Below are 19,838 nucleotides of genomic sequence, written 5' to 3' on the forward strand. Positions count from 1 at the left end.
TGACCACTTCCGGAAGGTTTGGCCACTTAGCTCCAGATCACGCGTAGCGTCACCCTTGTTACCCGCGGTGCTTCTGTGGGACATGCGTCCCGCAGGAAGGGGACGAGATGGGCAAACCTGGACGCGAGGTCACCCACAGGTCGCTGGACGGCGTCCGCGTCCGGCTCTCCGGCACGCACGACTTCGGGCTCCCGTGCACGTCGGTGGCGCGGATCGCCGACGGCGGCCGGCTCCACGAGATCTCCGCCGGCACCCGCGAGGACGCGCTCGGCTGGGCGGAGGACATCGGCCTCGACCGCTTCGAGGAGGAGTTCCACCTCCAGGGCGGGCGGCTGCGGGTCGGCCGGACGGCGACCCGCGACCCCGACACCGGCCTGCGCGACCCGGTCCTCGCGGCCGTGTGGGAGGGCCGCCGGCACGCGGTGTTCACGCACCTCTACCACGGGCGCCCCGCGGACGCGGTGGCGTTCTTCGGCACGCTGCGGCTCACCGAGCACGCCGACGGCGTCACCGCCGTCCCGCGCGGGCGGGCGCGGCGCCCCGACCCCGCCGAGATGGTCAAGGAGGTCCCCGGGCTCGGCCTCCTGGAGATCACCCCGCTCACCACCCGGACCCGCAGGAGGCTGCCGCCGTGGCGCGGCGCCTCGGTCGCGGGCGGCGAGCTCTTCCAGGACACGGTGGAGGGCCAGGGGCCGTACTTCCTGCTCGCGCTCCGGTCGCTGCTGGTGACCGTGCTGCCCGAGGAGGACCAGGTGCGGGAGACGCCGCGCCGGCTCGCGGGGCTGGCGGTCGAGGCGATCCGGTGACCGCGCTGCTCGCCGGCATCGCGGCCGTGACGGTGCCGCTCGTCCTGCTGGCATCGCTCGCCGGGCAGCTCCGGAGCCCGGCGGCGCTGCCGTCGGCGCTGCGCGCGCACGGCGTGCTCCCGCCCGCCCTCACCGGCCCGGTCGCGGCGGCCGTGATCGCCGTGGAGGCGGTCGTCGGCCTCGCCGGCGCGGCGGCGCTGCCGCTCTGGCTGGACGGGCCCATGCGCGCGGCGTGCGCGGCCGCGGCCGCCCTGCTCGCCCTGTACGCGATCTACGCGGCCCATGTCTCCCGCACGCGGCACGGCGTCCCGTGCGGCTGCGCGGGCGCCCGCACGCCGATGACCGGCTGGGTCGCCGGGCGGGCCGCCGCGCTCTCCGCCCTGGCGGCGGCCGGCGCCGTGCACGGCCTTCCCGCCGGCTCCACCGCCTCCGAGCTGTTCGTCACCGTCACGGCGGGGCTGGGGTTCGCGGTGATCCTCTGGACGCTCCCGCACGCAATGATCGAGGAGAGGAGGACGGCCGGATGACCTTCCAGACCAGCGCGCTGCTGCTGTCGTGGGTGGCGATCCTGCTGCTCGCCCTGGTCGTCGCCGGTCTGGTCCGGCAGGTGCACGCGCTCGGCCAGGGCGCGTCCCCGCGGCCGGGGCTCGGCCCCGCGCCCGGGACGCGGGCACCGGCCTTCGAGCGGCTCGGGCCGGGCCTGCTGCTGTTCCTGGACCGCGACTGCGGCGTCTGCACCGACGTGCTGGCCGCCGCCGGCGCCCTGGACCGCCCGCTGCACGCCATCTTCGCCGGCCCGCCGCCGGACGGCGCGTCCCGGCCCGGCGTGACCGTGCTGACCGGCGAGCAGGACGGCCTGTTCGCCGACTACGCCGTCCCCGCCACGCCGTTCGCCGTGCTCGTCGGCGGCGACGGGCGGGTGCGGTCCGCCGAGCCGGTGGGCTCCGCCGAGGCCCTCCGCGACCTCGCCCTGGAGGGGGCACGATGATCGAACTGGAGGACATCCCCCCGCTGCGCGGCCCGCGTCCCGAGGGGGCACAGCGCGTCCGGCGCCGTCCCGTCCCCGCGGACGAGCCGAGGTTCCGGCCGGTGCGGCGCAGCGTCCTCACCGGCCTCGCCGCCGCCGGCGCGACCGCCGGGCTGAAGGCGCTCGGCGTCTTCCCGCCCGCCCGCGAGGCCCTCTCGTCCGGGTTCCAGCTGGTCGGCTACTACGACATCTATCCGCGCTGCCCGTCGTACGCCGCCAACCACAACTGCTCCCCCGGCTGCGGGCCGAGCTACGCGTGCAGCTGGTGCTGCCGGACGAGCGGCAAGTACAAGGGCTTCCACAAGTCCGGGGTGTCGAACCCGGGCTGGTACAAGCTGCGGCCCAGCCAGTGCTACAGCGGCGGCTACGACGGATGGCTCTGGGCGTACTCCAAGAGCTGCGGCAAGTGCAAGAAGGGCGTCACCTGGCGCTGCCACGACGGCTGGAAGAAATCCAAGAAGGGCAACTGGTACAAGACCATCTGCCGTAAAGCGACCGCGTGCAAGAACTGACCGCGGGACGGCTGCGGCGGGGTGCGACCGATCCCCTGATCCCCGTCGCGGCCCTCGCGCTTCTCGCGGTCTCCGCCGCCGCCCTGGACGCCACCGTCCTGTGCTGGGCCTCGGTCGGCGCGCTCGCCGGGTTCTCCCTGTCCGGCAGCGTTTGAACGCGCAACAGCGAATCCGTGCTGTTCTCGCCAGGTTGGCGGGCCCCGATACGGCAGGACGGGATCCTGGCCGTCTTCACCCTCGGGCTCATGCTCGGGGGCACGCTGAGCGCGACGGTGATCTGGCTGCTGTCGGGCCTCTCCGCACCGCTGCCGCCGTCCGCCCGGACGGCCGCGGTCCTGGCCGTGGCCGCGGTGGGCGTGGCCCGCGAGCTCGGCCTGATCCGCATACCGCTCCCCCAGAACGCCCGGCAGATCCCGCAGGAGGTCCTGCAGACCCACTTGCGCCGCGGCACCCTCCAGTTCGGCTTCGAACTCGGCACCGGCGTGCGTACCTACGTCTCCGCCACCGCGCCCCACGTCCTGGCCCTCGCGCTGCTCCTCGTCCACGAGAGCCTGCCGGTCACCCTCCTGACCGGCACCGCCTTCGGCCTGGGCCGGGCCTTGAGCGCCCTCCTCACCTACCTGGCCCGGGACGAGCACCGCGACGCCACGGTGGCCGCCCGATTGCCCCGGATGAAGACCACGACGGCGGTCGTGTCCCTGATCGCGCTCGCGCTGCTGCTCATGGGGTGACAGGGGTGGAACCGGGCACGCCCGCCGCGCGTCGGGTATGGCAGAGTCGCCGTGGAGGTGAGCCCGTGTCCTGGTCGCTGGTGGTCGCCGCGATCGTGCGGTGGTTCGCCGTGGCCGAATGGATCGGCTCCGCCGCTCCCGGGCAGTCCGTGCTGGTGGTCATGGGGTCGCTGACCGTGGCCGGGCTGCTGGTGCTGGCGGCCGTGCGCGTCCGCGCGGCGTGCCGGGGACGGCGGGCCTCACTGGCGCGGGTGCGGACGACCTTGCGCGAGCGGACCCTGCGCACGGCGTTCCTGCCGCAGCGCGACCCGGACGCGGCGGGACGGCCCCGTCCGAGGGCACCCGGAACCGGGATCGCGGCCGCCTGAGCGCGGCCGATACGCCGTCGATCCCCACCTTCCGGAAGGCTCTTTCATGTTCGACATTCCTGTTTCGATCGCCGCCGCCCTGGTGGGCGGGCTGGCGGACGTCCTCGACCCGGTCGCCGGCGGCCTGGCCACCGCCCTGGCGATCGTCCTGTTCACCGCGGCGGTTCGGCTGCTGCTCGTGCCTCTCGCGATCTCGGCGGCCAAGGGCGAGCGGACTCGGGCCAGGCTCCTCCCCAAGGTCCAGGCCTTGCAGAAGAGGCACGCGAAGAATCCGCAGCGGCTCCAGCGGGAGATGGCCGCGCTCTACGAGAAGGAGGGCGCGACGCCGCTCAGCGGATGCCTGCCGATGTTCGCGCAGGTGCCGTTCTTCATGGTGATGTACCGGCTGTTCGTGTCCGCGACGATCGCCGGGCACCAGAACCTGCTGCTCACGCACACGCTGCTCGCGGCGCCGCTGGGCCAGAACTGGATCGGCGTCCTCGGCGGCGGGCTGCTCTCGCCGCCGTCGCTCGTCTTCCTGGGGCTGTTCGCGCTGCTCGCCTGCGTGGCCGTCTGGACGTCGCGGCGGGTCACCGCCGGCGGGCCGATGGGCGCCGCGGCGCGGGTCATGCCGTTCGGGACGATCGCGGTCGCGGCGTTCGTCCCGCTCGCGGCGGGGTTGTACCTGCTGACGTCCGGGGCGTGGACGGCCGTGGAACGGGCCGTGCTGCACCGCAGGATCGTGGCGGCCGCCTGATCGGTCTTGACGGATGTCCCGAAGGCTCGGTTCGATGGAAACCGAATGGCGTTCTGACTTGAGGACGGTGTGCGGTGACCGCGACGCTAAGGGCGACCGAGGACGACCTGTCGGACCTCGCCTTCTGGTCCCTGCCCCCGGCCCGTCGCCTGGAGGCCTTCGCGCGGCTCCGGGAGCGCGAGGCCCCGGCGTTCTTCCCCGAGCTGAAGCTGCCGTTCATCAAGACCGGACCGGGCTACTACGCGCTGGTCCGGCACGCGGACGTGGTGGAGGCCAGCCGGACGCCGGAGATCTTCAGCAGCGAGCCGTGCTCGAACAGCATCGCCGACCTGCCCCGGTACATGGCCCGCTACTTCGGCTCGATGATCAACATGGACGACCCGCGGCACGCCAAGATCCGCCGGATCGTGTCGCGGGCGTTCACCCCCCGCGTCCTCGCCAAGCTCGACGCCGACCTGCAGCGGACGGCGACGCGGATCGTCGACGACCTGCGGCGCAAGGGCTCCGCCGACTTCGTGACCGACGTCGCGGCGCGGCTCCCCGTCCAGGTCATCTGCGACATGATGGGCATCCCCGAGCGGGCCCGGCCGATGGTGTACGACCGGACGAACATCATCCTCGGTCTGGGCGACCCCGAGTACACCGGCGGCAAGGACTTCAACCGCGACGGCATCACCCGGATCGGCGTCCTGTACGGGCTGCTCAAGGCGATGACGGCCGGGTACGAGCTGAACCACCTGGCGATGAAGCTCGCCCGCCGGCGCCGCCGGTACCCCGGCGACGACCTGGTGTCGCGTCTGGTGTCCGCCAACGTGGACGGGGAGTCGCTGACCGACCAGGAGATCGGGTCGTTCTTCATCCTGCTCGTCGTCGCCGGGAACGAGACGACCCGCAACGCCATGACGCACGGGCTGAAATTGTTCACCGACAACCCCGAGCAGCGGGCACTGCTGGCCGAGGACTTCGAGGCGCACATCCCGGGCGCGGTGGAGGAGATCGTCCGGATGGCGACGCCGGTCATCCAGTTCCGCCGGACGGTCACCCGCGACCACGAGATGAACGGCCAGCTGTACAGGGCGGGCGACAAGGTCCTGCTGTTCTACAACTCCGCCAACCGCGACGCCGAGGTGTTCAAGGACCCGGACGTCTTCGACATCACCCGCTCCCCCAACCCGCACGTGGGATTCGGCGGGCCGGGCCCGCACTTCTGCCTCGGCGCCAACCTGGCCCGGCAGGAGATCACGGTGATGTTCCGGGAGCTGTTCACGCGCGTCCCGGAGATCCGGGCCGGCGGCGAGCCGCAGATGCTCTACTCCAACTTCATCAACGGCATCAAGCACCTGCCCTGCACGTTCTGAACGGCCCGGCCCGTCAGGCCCGGTGACCGGCGGCGCGCGCCGCCGGGGAGACGGCCAGGTAGTCGAGGGCCCGCTGCGTCGAGCACTCGCGGGACGGGTGGTGGTCGCGCCGCAGGTAGGCGCGGGCGGCGGCGAGCATGAACCGGTTGCTCGGCAGAAGCCCGCGCCGCACCGCGCGCCGGTAGTCCCGGATCCGCGGCCGGACTCCGTGCAGGGTCGGGTCGGCCCGGCACAGGAACGCCGCCCCCGCGTACACCGTCAGCGGCAGCGCCAGGACGCCGATGAAGAACGCGAGGAACCGCCGCCAGTACAGCCCGGACACGTGCTCGTACACGTCGAACGCGACCGAGCGGTGCTCGACCTCCTCGGCGCCGTGCCAGCGCAGGAGGTCCATCATCGTCGGGTCGGCGCCGGCCTCGTCCAGCTCGCGGGCGTCAAGGATCCACTGGCCGAGCGCCGCGGTGTAGTGCTCGATCCCGGCGATGGTGCCGATCCGGATGATCAGCCAGCGCTTCCTGGACATCAGCGGGAGCGGGGGCCGGTCGCCGAGGATCCGGGTGAACAGCCACTCGATCCGGTCGCTGAGCGGGCGCGGGTCGAGGCCTCGGGCGAGCATCTGCCGGTCCAGCACGCCCTGGTGGGAGTAGGCATGCACGGCCTCCTGCCCCATGAAGCCCTTGACCTCGCGGTAGAGGCGCTCGTCGTCCTCGACCAGCGGCAGCGCCTGCTTGTAGACGCGCACGAACCAGCGTTCGCCGGCGGGCAGCAGCAGGTGCAGCACGTTGATGAAGTGCGTGGCGACCGGCTCGTCCGGGATCCAGTGCAGCGGGGTGTCCACCCAGTCGAACCGCACCCGGCGCGGAGCGATGACGGGGTGCCGCTCGTCGATCTCGCCCATGTCGGCCCCCGCGTGGTCTATGTCGCGGGGGCGAGGACGACGTCGACCGTCAGGTCGGCGGGCGCGTCCTCCAGCGTCAGGTCGGCGATCCGCCCGGCCGCGGCCAGGTCCGGCCGCGCGATCCGCATGACCTCGGCGCCGCGGACGACCGCGCGGGACACGTCGGCGCGCATCGACGCCTTGGCCTCCGACTTGGCCTTGCGGACCTGCCGGAGCGCCTCCCCCGTCGCGGCGAGGACCGCCGGGTCGCCGCCGCGGGGCAGTTCGGCGACCGCGGGCCAGGACGCCCGGTGCACCGACCCGCGCCGCCACCACGACCAGACCTCCTCGGTCACGAACGGCAGGACGGGCGCGAACAGGCGCAGCAGCACCGAGAGCGCCGTGCGCAGCGCGGCGCGCGCCGACCGCGCCTCGGGGCCGTCCCCGTAGGCGCGCGCCTTGACCAGTTCCAGGTAGTCGTCGCAGAACTCCCAGAAGAACCGCTCCGTCCGCTCCAGCGCACGCGCGTAGTCGTAGCCCTCGAACGCGTCCGTCGCGTCCTGGACGACACCCGCCAGCGCCGCCAGCATCGCCCGGTCCAGCGGCTCGGTCACCGTGGCGTCCGGGGCGACCTCGCCGAGCCCGAGCACGAACTTGGACGCGTTGAGGATCTTGATGGCCAGCCGGCGGCCGACCTTGATCTGGCCGGTGTCGAACGCCGTGTCGGTGCCGGGGCGCCCGCCGGCCGCCCAGTAGCGGACGGCGTCGGAGCCGTACTGGACCAGCAGGTCGATCGGCGTGACGACGTTCCCCTTCGACTTGGACATCTTCTTGCGGTCCGGGTCGAGGATCCATCCCGACAGCGCGGCGGCCCTCCACGGCAGCGAGCCGTGCTCCAGATGCGAGCGGACGACGGTGGAGAACAGCCACGTCCGGATGATGTCGTGCGCCTGCGGCCGCAGGTCGTAGGGGAAGACGCGGCCGAACAGGTCGGTGTCGCGCTCCCAGCCGCCCGCGATCTGCGGGGTCAGCGACGACGTCGCCCAGGTGTCCATCACGTCGGGGTCGCCGACGAAGCCGCCAGGCTTGCCGCGCTGGTCCTCGGTGAAGCCCGGCGGGACGTCCGACGACGGGTCGACCGGCAGCGCGTCCTCGGACGGGACGATCGGCTCCCCGTGGACCGGCTCGCCGGAGTCGTCCAGCCGGTACCAGACGGGGATCGGCACGCCGAAGAAGCGCTGGCGCGAGATGAGCCAGTCGCCGTTCAGGCCCTCGACCCAGTTCTCGTAGCGGGCGCGCATGTAGCCGGGGTGCCACTCCAGCTCCCGCCCGCGGGCGAGCATCTCCGCGCGGACGCCCTCGTCGCGGCCCCCGTTGCGGATGTACCACTGCCGGGTCGTGACGATCTCGAGCGGCTTGTTGCCCTTCTCGTAGAACTTCACGGGCCGGCTGATCCTGCGGGGTTCGCCGTCGAGGTCGCCGGACTCGCGCAGCAGCTCGACGACGCGCTCCTTGGCGGAGAACACCGTCTTGCCCGCCAGCTCGTCGTACGGCCGGGCCGGGACGCCCTCCGGCGGGTCGGCGGCGAGGCGCCCGTCCCAGTCGATGACCGCGCGGGTGGGCAGGTTCAGCTCGCGCCACCAGGTGACGTCGGTGACGTCGCCGAACGTGCAGATCATCGCGATGCCGGAGCCCTTGTCGGGCTCGGCGAGCCGGTGCGCGACGACCGGGACGTCGACGCCGAACAGCGGCGTGCGGACGGTCGTCCCGAACAGCTCCTGGTACCGCTCGTCGTCGGGATGCGCGACCAGGGCGACGCACGCGGGGAGCAGTTCCGGCCGCGTGGTCTCGATGTAGACCGGGCGCCGGTCGCCGTGGAACCGGATGCGGTAGAACGCGCCGGGGTACTCGCGGTCCTCCAGCTCGGCCTGAGCGACGGCGGTGCGGAACGTGACGTCCCACAGCGTCGGCGCCTCGGAGACGTACGCCTCGCCGCGGGCGAGGTTGCGCAGGAACGCGCGCTGGGACGCCGTCCGGGCGGTGTCGCCGATGGTGGTGTAGAGGTGGTTCCAGTCGACCGAGAGGCCGACGCGGCGCCACATCTCCTCGAACGCCTTCTCGTCGACCTCGGTCAGCCGCTCGCACAGCTCGATGAAGTTGCGCCGGGAGATCGGCTGCTGCCGTTTCGGATCCGGCTTGGCGGGCGGTTCGAAGTCGGGGTCATAAGGAAGCGACGGATCGCATCTGACACCGAAATGGTTCTGCACGCGGCGTTCGGTCGGAAGCCCGTTATCGTCCCACCCCATGGGGTAGAAGACCGCCCGACCGCGCATGCGGTGGAACCGCGCGACGGTATCGGTGTGGGTGTAGGAGAAGACGTGGCCGACATGGAGGGAACCGCTCACGGTGGGCGGCGGGGTGTCGATCGAGTAGACCTCGGCACGCGGCCGCGTGCGGTCGAAGCGGTGGACGCCCTCCTCCTCCCAGACGCGTACCCACTTGTCCTCCAGGCCGTCCAGGGAGGGCTTCGGAGGAACGTGCGGAGTGCGCGGCTGCTCTGTCATGCGGTCAATGGTATTGACAACGGCCGGGGTCGCGCCCTGATTAACCGCGCAGGCGCGGCGATCACCTCCACCGCCGGGGGCGGGCCGTTCCGGTAGCGTCGGAGACGACAGACGAGTGGAGGACGAATATGGCGGACAAGGGCGACATCGGCTGGCGGGTGATGGCCGGCGCGGCCGCATTCGCGGGCGGCTTCGTCGCGAAGAAAGTGATCACGCTGGCCTGGAAGAAGAGCACCGGCAAGGAGCCGCCGACCAACCCCGAATCCCCCGACGTCGCGCTGACCGAGGCGCTGGGGTGGGCCGTGGTGATGGGGGTGGGCATGGAGATCGCCCGCCTGCTCGCCACCCGTGCCGCCGCCCGCCAGTGGGCCAAGGGCACGGGGGAGCTCCCGTCGCATCTCAAGGCCGAGGTCTGACCCTGCCCGCGGCGGCGTGGGCCGGCGGCGGCGTGGATCGGTGGCGGCGTGGGCCGGCTACTGCGTGAGACCGCGGGTGTCGTCGCCGGGGAGCCTCGGCGGGATGCCGGCGGTCTCGCGCAGATCGTTGCGGACCTTCGTCGCGAGGGCCCTGGTCGCCGAGCGGTTGAGCGCGGCTCCCGCGGCGGCGCCGGTGAGGAAGGGGCCCATCGTGCCGAGGCTGCGGCCGAAGGTGCGGAGCATGCGTTTGCGCAGGGCCGACTTGGCGGCCGTTCCGAGCGCGCTGGTGAGGGAGCCGGTCTCCAGAGGGTTGATTCCGCGCTGCCGCGCCCAGGACGTCACGAAGGCGGCGCCGCGGGCGGTTCCGGTGCCCTGCACGCTGACCCCGTACACCTCGTGCAGCTCGGCGATCATCTTGACCTCGACCGCCGCGACGACGAGCGTCTCGGCGGCGAGCTGCGCCGGCGCCGTCAGCAGCAGCGGCGGGGCGGCGAACTCCACGGCGGCCAGCGCGCCCCCGGCGGCGCCGATCGCGGTCGTGGTGGTGCCCGCCACCTTGACGATCCGGTCGGCGAGCTCCTCGCCCATCAGACCGTGGTGGTGCGCCTGCAGCGTCTCCAGGTCGCGGATCACGATGTGCGGCGCGACCTCCACGAGCAGGTCGGCGAGCCAGCGGCCGCGTCCGACCCCGGCGGCGCCCACCTTGCGGGCGCTCTGGCCGAGCAGCCTGGCCAGCCGTCCGAGGAGGCGGCCGCGGGTCTCGCGGTCCATGTCCTCGTCGGCGGTGAGCCGTCCGATCAGCTCACCCAGTTCAGTGGAGCCGTCGCCGGGCGACGGCTCCACCTCGTCACGTCGTCGTTCCACCTCTCCCGTCACCCGCGGCCACTCCCGGTCAGGCGGCGCACTCGCGGCAGACCGGCCGGCCGTTCTTCTCGGTGGCCAGCTGGCTGCGGTGGTGCACGAGGAAGCAGCGGGTGCAGGTGAACTCGTCGGCCTGACGCGGGACCACCCGGAAGGTGAGCTCCTCGTTCGACAGATCGGCGCCCGGAAGCTCGGCGACCTCACCGGCGTCCAGGTCCTCGTCGATGATGCTGGCGGCCTTGTCGGCGCGCCGGGCCTGGAGCTCCTGGAGGCTGTCCTCGCTCAGGTCGTCATCTGTCTTGCGTGGGCTGTCGTAGTCGGTCGCCATCTTCTATCTCCATCCCCCTCAGGTCTTTATGCGCCCCGTCGCGCGGATCTAACGCTCGGGGGACCGTTCTTGTGCCCGATCCGGGCCGGAAATTCTGTCACGGTTGGTGACCTGCGACACACGAGGCGCGACCGTTCCCACGAGTGACACCCATCACCCGGATCTTTCCTCGTACTGTGTCTTCCGTCACATACCCGGCGAATGCCACGGCCCGGTCCGGAGGGCCGGGACACTTGCCGGGGATCCCGCGGCGGCGGGGATCATATCGGTCCGGGGGGCGTTGCGCGCGCCGACCGGCCCGGCGCCGCGAGATGGCCCGATCCGGCTGGCGGAACTTCGAACCAGACGGTTCGGTGAAACGTCTGAACTAACGCGATATCGTGCCCGCCTGAGATTGGGGGCGGACCCCCGGCGGGGGCCCGGCCCGGCGAATCGCCGGCACGGAACTCCGGAGACGGGTCCGGCGCACAATGTCGCGGACATCACTGCGGGTCACTGGAGGGTCAGATGCCGGATGCCGCTCCGCTGGAGCCGGGCGATCCTAGGGCACTCGGACAGTACGAGGTCGTCGGACGCCTGGGCGCCGGCGGCCAGGGCGCCGTCTTCCTGGGCAAGGCGCCCGGAGGGCAGTACGTCGCGGTCAAGCTGCTGCACGCGCAGATGGCCAACGATCCCGCCGCGCGGGCCCGCTTCACCCGGGAGGTGGCGGCGGCGCAGAAGGTCGAGCCCTTCTGCACGGCGCGCGTGCTGGAGGCCGACGTCCACGGTGACCAGCCGTACGTCGTCAGCGAGTTCATCGACGGCCCGTCACTGCACGACGTCGTCGCGCACGACGGGCCGCGCGGCGCCGCGGAGCTCGAACGGCTCGCGATCGGCACGGTGACCGCGCTCGCGGCCATCCACGAGGCCGGGATCGTGCACCGCGACTTCAAGCCGAACAACGTCATGCTGGCCTCCGACGGCCCGCGCGTCGTCGACTTCGGCATCGCCCGGACGGTGAACTCGCAGGAGAGCGCCGTCACCGCGACCGGCATGGTGGTGGGCACGCCCGGCTACCTGGCGCCCGAGCAGCTCACCGGCGCGCCGCTCACCCCGGCCGTCGACATCTTCGCCTGGGCCGCGACGATGGTCTTCGCCGCGACCGGACAGTCGCCGTTCGAGGCCGACACGCTGCCGGTCATCATCAACCGGATCCTCAACGAGGACCCCGACCTGTCGGCGCTGCCGCCGGGCCCGCTGCGCGACCTGATCGGGCGCTGCCTGTCCAAGGACGCGGGGCTGCGCCCGCCCGCGCCGCAGCTGCTGCTGAACCTTCTCGGCCACGTCGGCGCCGCCCCGGCCGGGCAGGGCGCCGGCCAGGAGGACCTGCTCAACCAGGGCACCCGGATCGCCTCACAGCTTCCGCCGCCGCCCCCGGTGCCGCCCGCGCCGCGGCCTCAGCCGCAGCAGCAGCCGATCACCCCGCCGCCGATGCCGCTGCACCAGGGTGGCCCGGGCGGCAACATGGGCGCTCCGAACACCCCGCCGCCGCAGCCGATCACGCCGCCGCCCATGCCGATGTACCAGGGCGCGCCGATGCCGCCGTCGCCGCCGTCGGGACCACCGATGCAGATGCAGCAGCCCATCCCACCGGGGCCGGGGTACGGGCCGCCGAAGCAGTCCAGCTCCGCCGGCCCGATCATCGCGATCGGCTGCGGCGCGCTGGCGCTCCTCGTGATCCTGGTCGTCGTGGTGCTGGTCATCATCGGCGCCAACAGCGAAGACGACCCGCCCGTGACGACGTACACGCCGCCGACGAACACCTACACCCCGAGCGACAGGCCGACGTCCAGCTCGACCGGCGGGCTGCTCGGCGCGTGGGACGGCAACGGCAGCCAGCCGGGCGCCTCGTCCGGGCACACCACCTTCAAGGTGCGCTTCAGGCTGCTCTACACCAGCGGCACGGCCCGGTACACCTACCCGTCGGGCGGGCACGACGACTGCTACACCATGCTGTCCCTCCTCTCCGACGACGGCGACGGCGGGAAGGTCGAGTACCGCGAGACCCCGATGGCGGGGATGGACCCGAAGGAGTGCGCCTCCGGCTACATCACCTTCATCCCGTCCGGCTCCACCTCGATGCGGTGGGAGTGGCGGCAGCGCCAGTCCTCCCCCGGCCCTGACGCCTACGGGACCGTGAGCAAGTGACGGCGGAGGTCGCCCCGCTCCGCCCGGGTGACCCCTCGCAGCTCGGCTCCTACCGGCTGACCGGCCTCCTCGGGGAGGGCGGCCAGGGCGCCGTCTACCTCGGGGAGGACGAGCCGGGTCACCGGGTCGCCGTGAAGCTGCTGCACGCGCGCTTCAGCGGCGACCCGAAGGCTCGGTCCCGGTTCGCGGCCGAGGTCGCGGTCGCCAAGCGGGTGTCGGCGTTCTGCACGGCCCGCGTCCTGGACTCCGACGTCGAGGGGGACCGCCCCTACATCGTCAGCGAGTACATCGACGGGCCGGCGCTGTCGGAGGTGCTCACGGCGGAGGGGCCGCGGCGCGGCGCCGACCTGGACCGGCTGGCGATCGGGACGATGACCGCGCTCGCCGCCATCCACCAGGCGGGCGTCGTGCACCGCGACTTCAAGCCCGCGAACGTGCTGCTCGCGCCGGACGGCCCGCGGGTGATCGACTTCGGCATCGCGCGGGCGCTGGACGCCACCGGGACGATGTCGAGCACGGCCATCGGCACGCCCGCCTACATGGCGCCCGAGCAGATCTCCGGCGCGCGGGTCGGCCCGCCCGCCGACGTGTTCGCGTGGGCCGCGACGATGGTCTACGCGGCCACGGCGCGCCCGGCGTTCGGTCAGGACTCGATCCCCGCGGTCATGCACCGCATCCTCAACTTGCCGCCCGACCTCGGCGACCTCCAGGACCCGCTGCGCCGCATCGTGGCGGACTGCCTCAGCAAGGACCCGGCGCTGCGTCCGGCGTCCCAGCAGGTCCTCGCGCACCTGCTGGAGCTGGCGGGGAGCCTGCCGCAGCCGGGCGCCCCGCAGGGCGGCGCGGACGCGCTCATGCTCACGCAGGGCGCCCAGACGGCCGCCACCGAGTCCGTGCAGCTGCGCGTCCAGACGCCGCCGCCCTTCGCGCAGCCACCGGTTCCCGGGCCACAGTCACCGGCCCCCGGGCCACAGCCTCCGGTGCCCGGACCGCAGACGCCGCCCCTGCAGGGTCCGATGTGGCCCTCCCCCGCCCCGCCGCCCAACGGGAACGCGCCGAGCACGTGGCCGGCGGCCGGGCACCTCGGGCATCCCGGCGGCGCCGCCAAGCCGTCCGGATCGGGCGGGCGGCGCGGCATCACCGTCCTCGCCAGCGCGGGCGGCGCCGCGCTCGCCGTGCTGGTGCTCGCCGCCGGCATGGCCTACGTCCAGCTCCGCGGAGAACGCGAGGACCCTTCGCCGGCGACCGGGCGGACCGGCGGGACGCTGCCGATCTCGATGTCGTCGCCGACGACGCTCAAGGGCGAGATCGACCCGGCGCACGCCTACAACGGCACCGAGAAGTTCCTCACCAAGCAGCTGTTCACCGGCCTCACCGAGGTCGGCGCCGACGGCGTCGCCCGCAACCGCCTCGCCACGTCGATCCAGCCGGACGCCGAGTGCCGGCAGTGGACGATCACCATCAAGGACGGGACGACGTTCACCAACGGCGAGGCCGTCGACGCGCAGGCGTTCGCCCGCGGCTGGGCGCGCAGCGCGGCGGAGAAGAACGGGCCCGGCGCGTACATGCTGAACGACATCGAGGGGTTCTCCTCCGTCTCGTCCGCGGGGAGCGGGGAGCTGTCCGGGGTCAAGGTGGTGTCGGACACCGCGCTGGCGGTCAAGCTGAGCGATCCCAACTGCGACTTCGGGGCACGGCTGTCCGAGCCGCCCTTCATGCCCGCTCCGCAGGTGGCGGGGAAGCCCGACAACTCCGCGTACAACGAGCGCCCGATCGGCAACGGGCCGTTCCGGCTGGAGGAGTACCGGAAGCAGTCGCGCGTCACGCTCGTCCGCAACACCACGTGGGCGTTCGGCAAGACCAAGCTGGACCGCGTCACCATCATGCTCGGCACCGACCCCGTCAGGGGACGTGCGGCCTACTCGGTGCGCGAGGTCGACTGGTACACGATCGGCACCGAGCAGCTGTCCACGGTCCCGGACACCGGGGTGATCTCCCGTCCCCTGCCGTTCACCAGGATGCTCGTCCCGCTCACGGCCAAGGGCCCGATGAAGTCGAAGGAGGCGCGGGAGGCCGTCTCCTACGCCATCGACCGCGGCAAGCTCAGCCAGGTGCTCGGCGGCTTCTCCAAGCCCGCCCACGGCATCGTCCCGACGCCCGTCCCGGGGTTCGGCAAGCCCGGTGCCTGCCCGTCCTGCGACAAGTACGACCCGGATCGGGCGAAGACGCTCGCCTCCCAGGCGGGGCTGAAGCCGGGCGACACCGTCCCGATCTACTTCCGGGAATCGGCCGTCGACAAGCGGCTGGCCGAGGTCGTCGGCCAGTCGCTGCGGTCGGTGCTCGGCCTGCGGGTCGAGATGAAGCCGTATCCGGTCGCCGAGTTCACGAAGTACCACGAGGCGGTCACCGCCAGGGACGCGTCCGGGCTGGCCTTCCTGGCCTACGGCCCCGACTACGCGGGCGCCTACACGATGCTCTGGCCGCTGCTGGGCGGCGACCTCGTCGCGACCAGCGGCAACGCCTACTACAACCTCGGCAAGTACAAGAACGAGCGCTTCGACAGCCTGATCTCCACCGCGCTCAGGACCGGTCCGGCCCAGAACCGCACCGAGCTGTTCAAGCAGGCCGAAAAGGTCGCGCTGGACGACATGGCGCTGATCCCTCTCGTCAACGACGGGCGCGTCGCCGTCCTCCGGCAGGACAAGTACGTGAAGCTGGCGCTGGACTACGACGGCGACCCGACCGTGGCGACCGCCGCGCTCAAGTAGCCGCCCGCGCGGCCCCTCAGACGGCGGGGGCCGCCGGCGGCAGCCGGACGGTGACGATCAGCCCGCCGCCGGGACGGGGCGCCGCGTACACCGCGCCGCGGTGCGCCAGGACGACCGAGCGGACGATCGACAGCCCGAGGCCCGCGCCCTTGGACGACTCGACGCGGTCGGCGTTCAGCCGCCGGAACGGCTCGAACAGCCGCTCCACCTCGTAGGCGGGCACGACGGGACCGGTGTTCTCGACCTGGACGGTGGCGTACCCCTCCAGCATGCCGGTGCGGATCCACAGCTCGCCGCCGTCCTCCCGGTTGTGCTTGACGGCGTTCTCGACGAGGTTGGACACCAGGTGCTCCAGGAGCACCGGGTCGCCGAGCGCCGCCCCGGACGTCAGCTCCGGGTGCACGGCGACGTCGTTGTCGTGCTCGCGGCGGGCGGAGTGCTCCAGCACGGTCGCCGCCACCTCCGCGAGGTCGACGGGCGTGCGGGCGGTCAGCTCCCGCTCGCTGCGGGCCAGCAGCAGCAGTCCCTCGATGAGCCGCTCGTGCCGGGCGTTGGTCGCCAGCAGCGTCCGGCCGACGGCGCGCAGGTCGTCCGACACCTCGGGATCGCCGAGCGCCACCTCCAGCAGGGTCCGGTTGATCGCGAGGGGGGTGCGCAGCTCGTGCGAGGCGTTCGCGACGAACCGGCGCTGCGAGTCGAACGCCTGCCCGAGCCGCTCCAGCATCGCGTCGAAGGTGTCGGCCAGCTCCTTGATCTCGTCCTCGGGGCCCTCCAGCGCGATCCGCTCGTGCAGGGTGCTTTCCGACAGGCGGCGCGCGGTGGTGGTGACCCGCTGCAAGGGGCTGAGGGCGCGGTCGGCGACGAACCAGCCGAGCACCAGCGTGATCACCCCCACCCCGCCGAGCGCGAGCAGCGACCGCCCGACGAGCTGCTTCATCGTCTGCTCGACGAACTGGCGCTGGAGTTCGGCCGCCTCCGCGTCGGAGATCCCGAAGCCGATCACCTTGACGTTGCCGAGGATGTTGGCCATCAGGACCGACATCACGAAGAGCAGCAGCGCCCCGGCCATGAAGAACAGCAGCCCGTAGAGGAGGGTGAGGCGCAGCCGCACGCTCATCCTGGCGGGCACCACGTTTAGCTGCGGGAACGGCCCGCCGGCCTCGCCGCGCCACATGCCCGCCGCCGGGTGGGGCTGCGGGACCTGCTGCGGGCCGGGGCGGCGCCACCGGCCGCCGCGCCGCGCGCCGCCGGCGTCGCCGTTCGCGGGCTCCGCGCCGGGGACGGCGGCCGGCCCCGGCGCCTGCGCGCCGTTCTCCCGCCAGGCGTCCGTGCGGGTGGCGGAGCCCTGTTCCGGGGGCGCGCCGCCGTTCTCGTCCGGCCGGTTCCGGGGTGCTGGTTCGTCGGTCACAGTCGGTATCCCACTCCGGGCACGGTCTCGATCACCGGGGGGTCGCCGAGCTTCTTGCGCAGCGTCATCATCGTGACCCGCACGACGTTGGTGAAGGGGTCGATGTGCTCGTCCCAGGCCTTCTCCAGGAGGTGCTCGGAGCTGACGACGGCGCCGTCCGCGCTGAGCAGCACCTCCAGGACCGCGAACTCCTTGCGGGTCAGCTCGACCGGGCGGCCGTCCCGCGCGACCTCCCGGCGGGCCGGGTCGAGCGTGATCCCGGAGCGCTCCAGGACGGGCGGCAGCGGCGCCGCGGCGCGCCGGCCGAGGGCGCGCACCCGGGCGATCAGCTCGGCGAACGCGAACGGCTTGGCCAGGTAGTCGTCGGCGCCGATGGACAGCCCTTCGACACGGTCGTCCAGCTCGCCCGCCGCGGTCAGCATGATGATCCGCGCGGGGTAGCGCTGGGCGACGAGCTGCTTGCAGACGTCGTCGCCGTGGACCTTGGGCAGGTCGCGGTCGAGCACGATCACGTCGTACTCGTTGACACCGGCCCGCTCCAGCGCGCCCGCGCCGTCATAGGCCACGTCCACGGCCAGCGTCTCCCTGCGCAGGCCGGTGGCGATGGCGTCGGCGAGCACGCGCTCGTCCTCGACGACTAGAACACGCACGGGTCCCCCTCCTGGCCGGGGCGCGACGGGCCCCGGGTCTGTCGGAACATGCCTGCTTCACATATGCCATGGGAGTCGTAAGACGCCCGTAAGCAGGTGTTCCGCTTCTTGTACTCCACACCGTCTGGTAGCGGACGCAAGAATCCGCGAAACTTGCATCGGTGCGCAGGTTTACCTTCAGCCTAGGCCTGGGTAGACATGGGCACGATCCGGGAGGAGGCCCATGGGCGAGTTGTCACGCATGATCCAGCAGCGGCTCGATGACGCGTACGCGTCGCTGCGGAGCGCCCACGCGGACGGAGACACCTACATGGCGGGCATCCGCCAGGAGGAGATCGACGACCTGCGCCGGATCGCAGCGAACAACGACATCGGCGTCGAACCACCCCGCTGCGACTGAACCGCCGAAACGCGAGGCGCGACCCGAACGGGGAGCCCGGGACCATCCGGCCCGGGCTCCCCGTTTCCGCGCGTCCGTCCCCGTCCCGCGCGTCCGCGTCCCTTCCAGGCCCGGGCCGCTAGTCCCGGGTCGGGTCGAGCGGGGCCAGGAGGGCGTGCAGGGCCTCGAACGTGCCGGGCCCGGCGGCGATGGTCAGCTCCGGCCCGGGGGCCGCTCCGTGCAGCCCCTCGACGCGTCCGCCGGCCTCCTGGACGATCAGCCCGCCCGCCGCGATGTCCCACACGTTGACGCCGCGCTCGTAGTAGGCGTCGGCCCGCCCCGCCGCGAGGGAGCACAGGTCCACGCAGCAGGAGCCGCCCCGGCGGATGTCGCGGATGTTCGGCAGCACCCCGGTGAGCACCTCCGCCTGCCGGGCGCGCCGTCCGGCCTCGTAGCCGAAGCCCGTGGACACCAGGGCCCTGCCCAGCGGCACGTGCGCGTTCACGCGGAGCTCGCGGGTGCCGGACGCGGTGTGCTGGAGGGCGCCGCCGCCGCGCACGGCCGTGTACGCCTCGCCGCGTCGCGGGATCTCGACGGCGCCGGCGACGACGGCGCCGTCCACCTCGGCGGCGATGCTGACCGCCCAGTCGGGCAGGTCGTAGAGGTAGTTCACGGTCCCGTCGATGGGGTCGACGATCCAGCGGACGCCGCTGTCCCCGGCGCGGGTGCCGCCCTCCTCGCCGAGGAACGCGTCGTCGGGGCGGACGGCCCGGATCCGCTCGACGATCAGCTGCTCGGCGGCACGGTCCATCTGGGTGACCACGTCGGTCGGGGACGACTTGGTCTGCACGACGTCCGGGCCGTCCGCCGGGCGCTTGTCGACCAGCATCCGGCCGGCCTCGCGGGCCGTGGCGGCGGCCAGTTCCAGCAGTTCGCCGGCGAGGCTCATCGGCGCTCCTCCAGCAGGAGGCGGGGCAGCCGGGCGAAGCGCGGATCGGTCCCGGGCGTCGCGGCGCGGGCGAACGCGAGCCCGAGCTCGGCGGCCCGTCCCGCGGCCTCGACGTCGAGGTCGTACTTGACCTCCATGTGGTCGGAGACGAAGCCGATCGGCACGACCGCGACGGCGCGGACGCCCTCGCCGTGCAGTTTCTCCAGATGGTCGGTGATCTGCGGCTCCAGCCACGGCTGGCTCGGCGGCCCGCTCCGGCTCTGGTAGACGAGGTCCCACTGACCGCCGGGGGCCGCCGCCTCGGCGACCGTCCGCGCGACCGTGTGCAGTTCGGCTTCGTAGTGTTCCCGGTTGGGCTGGGCCAGGGGAACGCTGTGCGCGGTGAAGACCAGCCGCGCGTCCTGCGGGAGGCGGCGCAGGGCGTCCTTCGCCGCGTCCACGAAGGGGTCGACGAAGCCGGGCCGGTCGCAGTACACGGGCAGCTTGTCGATCTCCGGCGCGTCCGGGACCTCCTCGCGCGCCCGCGCGATGTCGTCGAGGTACTGGTCGTTCGTGGAGAAACCGCTGTAGGCGGACGTGACGAACGCCGCCGCCCGCCGGATCCCGTCCTCCTTCATCCGCCGGACGGTGTCGGCGAGGTACGGGGTCCAGTTCCGGTTGCCCCAGTACACGGGCAGATCCACACCGTGGGCCGCGAAGTCGGCCTCGATCGCGGCCTTCAGGTCGCGGCACAGCCCGTTGATCGGGCTGACCCCGCCGAACAGGTAGTAGTGCTCGCCCACCTTTTCCAGGCGCTCTCTGGGGATGTTGCGGCCGCGGGTGACGTTCTCCAGGAACGGGATCACGTCCTCGGGCCCCTCCGGCCCCCCGAAGGACAGCAGAAGCAACGCGTCGTAGGACGTCATACGTCCAT

At 72.8% G+C, this 19,838-nt stretch carries 21 protein-coding genes; 13 read left to right on the top strand and 8 right to left on the bottom strand.

Features of this window, described 5'->3' with window-relative positions; translation table 11 throughout:
• The first annotated feature begins 107 nt into the window (after nucleotides 1–107).
• The 9 genes from ABGB11_RS25320 (at nucleotide 108) to ABGB11_RS25360 (ending at nucleotide 5,538) form a co-directional block, all read left to right on the top strand.
• Nucleotides 108–806, top strand: a complete 699-nt coding sequence (locus ABGB11_RS25320; protein ID WP_347636528.1) for a hypothetical protein — start codon at nucleotides 108–110, stop codon at nucleotides 804–806.
• Nucleotides 803–1,333 carry a MauE/DoxX family redox-associated membrane protein gene (locus ABGB11_RS25325; RefSeq protein WP_347636530.1) on the top strand — a complete coding sequence of 177 codons (531 nt, stop codon included), beginning with the start codon at nucleotides 803–805 and terminating at the stop codon, nucleotides 1,331–1,333. Before ABGB11_RS25320 ends, ABGB11_RS25325 begins: the two co-directional genes overlap by 4 nt.
• Nucleotides 1,330–1,794: a hypothetical protein gene (locus tag ABGB11_RS25330; RefSeq protein ID WP_347636531.1), complete on the top strand. Its 465-nt coding sequence runs from the start codon at nucleotides 1,330–1,332 to the stop codon at nucleotides 1,792–1,794. The genes ABGB11_RS25325 and ABGB11_RS25330 overlap by 4 nt, the downstream gene beginning before the upstream one ends.
• Complete coding sequence (locus ABGB11_RS25335; RefSeq protein WP_347636532.1) at nucleotides 1,791–2,345, top strand: hypothetical protein; 555 nt, start codon at nucleotides 1,791–1,793, stop codon at nucleotides 2,343–2,345. The genes ABGB11_RS25330 and ABGB11_RS25335 overlap by 4 nt, the downstream gene beginning before the upstream one ends.
• On the top strand, nucleotides 2,333–2,500 hold the full coding sequence (locus tag ABGB11_RS25340) for a hypothetical protein (RefSeq protein ID WP_021593585.1): 168 nt from the start codon (nucleotides 2,333–2,335) through the stop codon (nucleotides 2,498–2,500). The genes ABGB11_RS25335 and ABGB11_RS25340 overlap by 13 nt, the downstream gene beginning before the upstream one ends.
• An 18-nt stretch (nucleotides 2,501–2,518) precedes the next feature.
• Nucleotides 2,519–3,076 carry a hypothetical protein gene (locus tag ABGB11_RS25345; protein ID WP_347636534.1) on the top strand — a complete coding sequence of 186 codons (558 nt, stop codon included), beginning with the start codon at nucleotides 2,519–2,521 and terminating at the stop codon, nucleotides 3,074–3,076.
• Between the two features lie 65 nt (nucleotides 3,077–3,141).
• Nucleotides 3,142–3,444: a DUF6412 domain-containing protein gene (locus tag ABGB11_RS25350; RefSeq protein ID WP_347636535.1), complete on the top strand. Its 303-nt coding sequence runs from the start codon at nucleotides 3,142–3,144 to the stop codon at nucleotides 3,442–3,444.
• A gap of 46 nt (nucleotides 3,445–3,490) precedes the next feature.
• Complete coding sequence (locus ABGB11_RS25355) at nucleotides 3,491–4,180, top strand: YidC/Oxa1 family membrane protein insertase (RefSeq protein WP_347636536.1); 690 nt, start codon at nucleotides 3,491–3,493, stop codon at nucleotides 4,178–4,180.
• 74 nt (nucleotides 4,181–4,254) lie between these two features.
• Nucleotides 4,255–5,538, top strand: coding sequence for a cytochrome P450 (locus tag ABGB11_RS25360; RefSeq protein WP_347636538.1), 1,284 nt, complete (start codon nucleotides 4,255–4,257; stop codon nucleotides 5,536–5,538).
• A gap of 13 nt (nucleotides 5,539–5,551) precedes the next feature.
• Here ABGB11_RS25360 and ABGB11_RS25365 read toward each other — a convergent pair whose 3' ends face one another.
• Nucleotides 5,552–6,436, bottom strand: coding sequence for a metal-dependent hydrolase (locus tag ABGB11_RS25365; RefSeq protein WP_347636539.1), 885 nt, complete (start codon nucleotides 6,434–6,436; stop codon nucleotides 5,552–5,554).
• Nucleotides 6,437–6,453: 17 nt separating this feature from the next.
• A complete protein-coding gene (gene valS, locus ABGB11_RS25370; protein WP_347636541.1) occupies nucleotides 6,454–8,979 on the bottom strand; it encodes a valine--tRNA ligase in 2,526 nt (841 codons plus the stop codon).
• Between the two features lie 128 nt (nucleotides 8,980–9,107).
• Here valS and ABGB11_RS25375 point away from each other — a divergent pair, with 128 nt between their 5' ends.
• The gene (locus ABGB11_RS25375) at nucleotides 9,108–9,395 is read left to right on the top strand and encodes a DUF4235 domain-containing protein (protein ID WP_021593592.1); all 288 of its coding nucleotides are present in this window, start codon (nucleotides 9,108–9,110) and stop codon (nucleotides 9,393–9,395) included.
• 57 nt (nucleotides 9,396–9,452) lie between these two features.
• On the opposite strand, the gene ABGB11_RS25380 is transcribed toward ABGB11_RS25375, so the two are convergent.
• Together ABGB11_RS25380 and ABGB11_RS25385 are read right to left on the bottom strand one after the other, a co-directional pair.
• Nucleotides 9,453–10,259, bottom strand: coding sequence for a hypothetical protein (locus tag ABGB11_RS25380; RefSeq protein ID WP_347636542.1), 807 nt, complete (start codon nucleotides 10,257–10,259; stop codon nucleotides 9,453–9,455).
• Nucleotides 10,260–10,287: 28 nt separating this feature from the next.
• The gene (locus tag ABGB11_RS25385) at nucleotides 10,288–10,584 is read right to left on the bottom strand and encodes a DUF4193 domain-containing protein (RefSeq protein WP_089313703.1); all 297 of its coding nucleotides are present in this window, start codon (nucleotides 10,582–10,584) and stop codon (nucleotides 10,288–10,290) included.
• Nucleotides 10,585–11,091: 507 nt separating this feature from the next.
• On the opposite strand from ABGB11_RS25385, the gene ABGB11_RS25390 reads away from it, so the two are divergent.
• Together ABGB11_RS25390 and ABGB11_RS25395 are read left to right on the top strand one after the other, a co-directional pair.
• Nucleotides 11,092–12,771, top strand: a complete 1,680-nt coding sequence (locus ABGB11_RS25390; RefSeq protein ID WP_347636543.1) for a serine/threonine-protein kinase — start codon at nucleotides 11,092–11,094, stop codon at nucleotides 12,769–12,771.
• Nucleotides 12,768–15,539, top strand: coding sequence for an ABC transporter substrate-binding protein (locus ABGB11_RS25395; protein ID WP_347636544.1), 2,772 nt, complete (start codon nucleotides 12,768–12,770; stop codon nucleotides 15,537–15,539). Before ABGB11_RS25390 ends, ABGB11_RS25395 begins: the two co-directional genes overlap by 4 nt.
• A gap of 16 nt (nucleotides 15,540–15,555) precedes the next feature.
• Here the strand turns inward: ABGB11_RS25395 and ABGB11_RS25400 are convergent, their stop codons facing one another.
• Together ABGB11_RS25400 and ABGB11_RS25405 are read right to left on the bottom strand one after the other, a co-directional pair.
• Nucleotides 15,556–16,947, bottom strand: a complete 1,392-nt coding sequence (locus ABGB11_RS25400) for an ATP-binding protein (protein ID WP_347636545.1) — start codon at nucleotides 16,945–16,947, stop codon at nucleotides 15,556–15,558.
• Nucleotides 16,944–17,597, bottom strand: coding sequence for a response regulator transcription factor (locus ABGB11_RS25405; RefSeq protein ID WP_347636546.1), 654 nt, complete (start codon nucleotides 17,595–17,597; stop codon nucleotides 16,944–16,946). The genes ABGB11_RS25400 and ABGB11_RS25405 overlap by 4 nt, the downstream gene beginning before the upstream one ends.
• 223 nt (nucleotides 17,598–17,820) lie before the next feature.
• Here ABGB11_RS25405 and ABGB11_RS25410 point away from each other — a divergent pair, with 223 nt between their 5' ends.
• The gene (locus ABGB11_RS25410) at nucleotides 17,821–17,997 is read left to right on the top strand and encodes a hypothetical protein (protein WP_347636547.1); all 177 of its coding nucleotides are present in this window, start codon (nucleotides 17,821–17,823) and stop codon (nucleotides 17,995–17,997) included.
• A gap of 118 nt (nucleotides 17,998–18,115) precedes the next feature.
• Here the strand turns inward: ABGB11_RS25410 and ABGB11_RS25415 are convergent, their stop codons facing one another.
• Both ABGB11_RS25415 and ABGB11_RS25420 read right to left on the bottom strand, forming a co-directional pair.
• Nucleotides 18,116–18,925, bottom strand: a complete 810-nt coding sequence (locus ABGB11_RS25415; RefSeq protein ID WP_347636548.1) for an inositol monophosphatase family protein — start codon at nucleotides 18,923–18,925, stop codon at nucleotides 18,116–18,118.
• Nucleotides 18,922–19,830, bottom strand: coding sequence for a ferrochelatase (locus ABGB11_RS25420; protein WP_347636549.1), 909 nt, complete (start codon nucleotides 19,828–19,830; stop codon nucleotides 18,922–18,924). The genes ABGB11_RS25415 and ABGB11_RS25420 overlap by 4 nt, the downstream gene beginning before the upstream one ends.
• Between the last annotated feature and the right edge of the window lie 8 nt (nucleotides 19,831–19,838).

This window comes from Actinomadura sp. B10D3 (assembly GCF_039871695.1).
Lineage (GTDB): Bacteria > Actinomycetota > Actinomycetes > Streptosporangiales > Streptosporangiaceae > Spirillospora > Spirillospora madurae.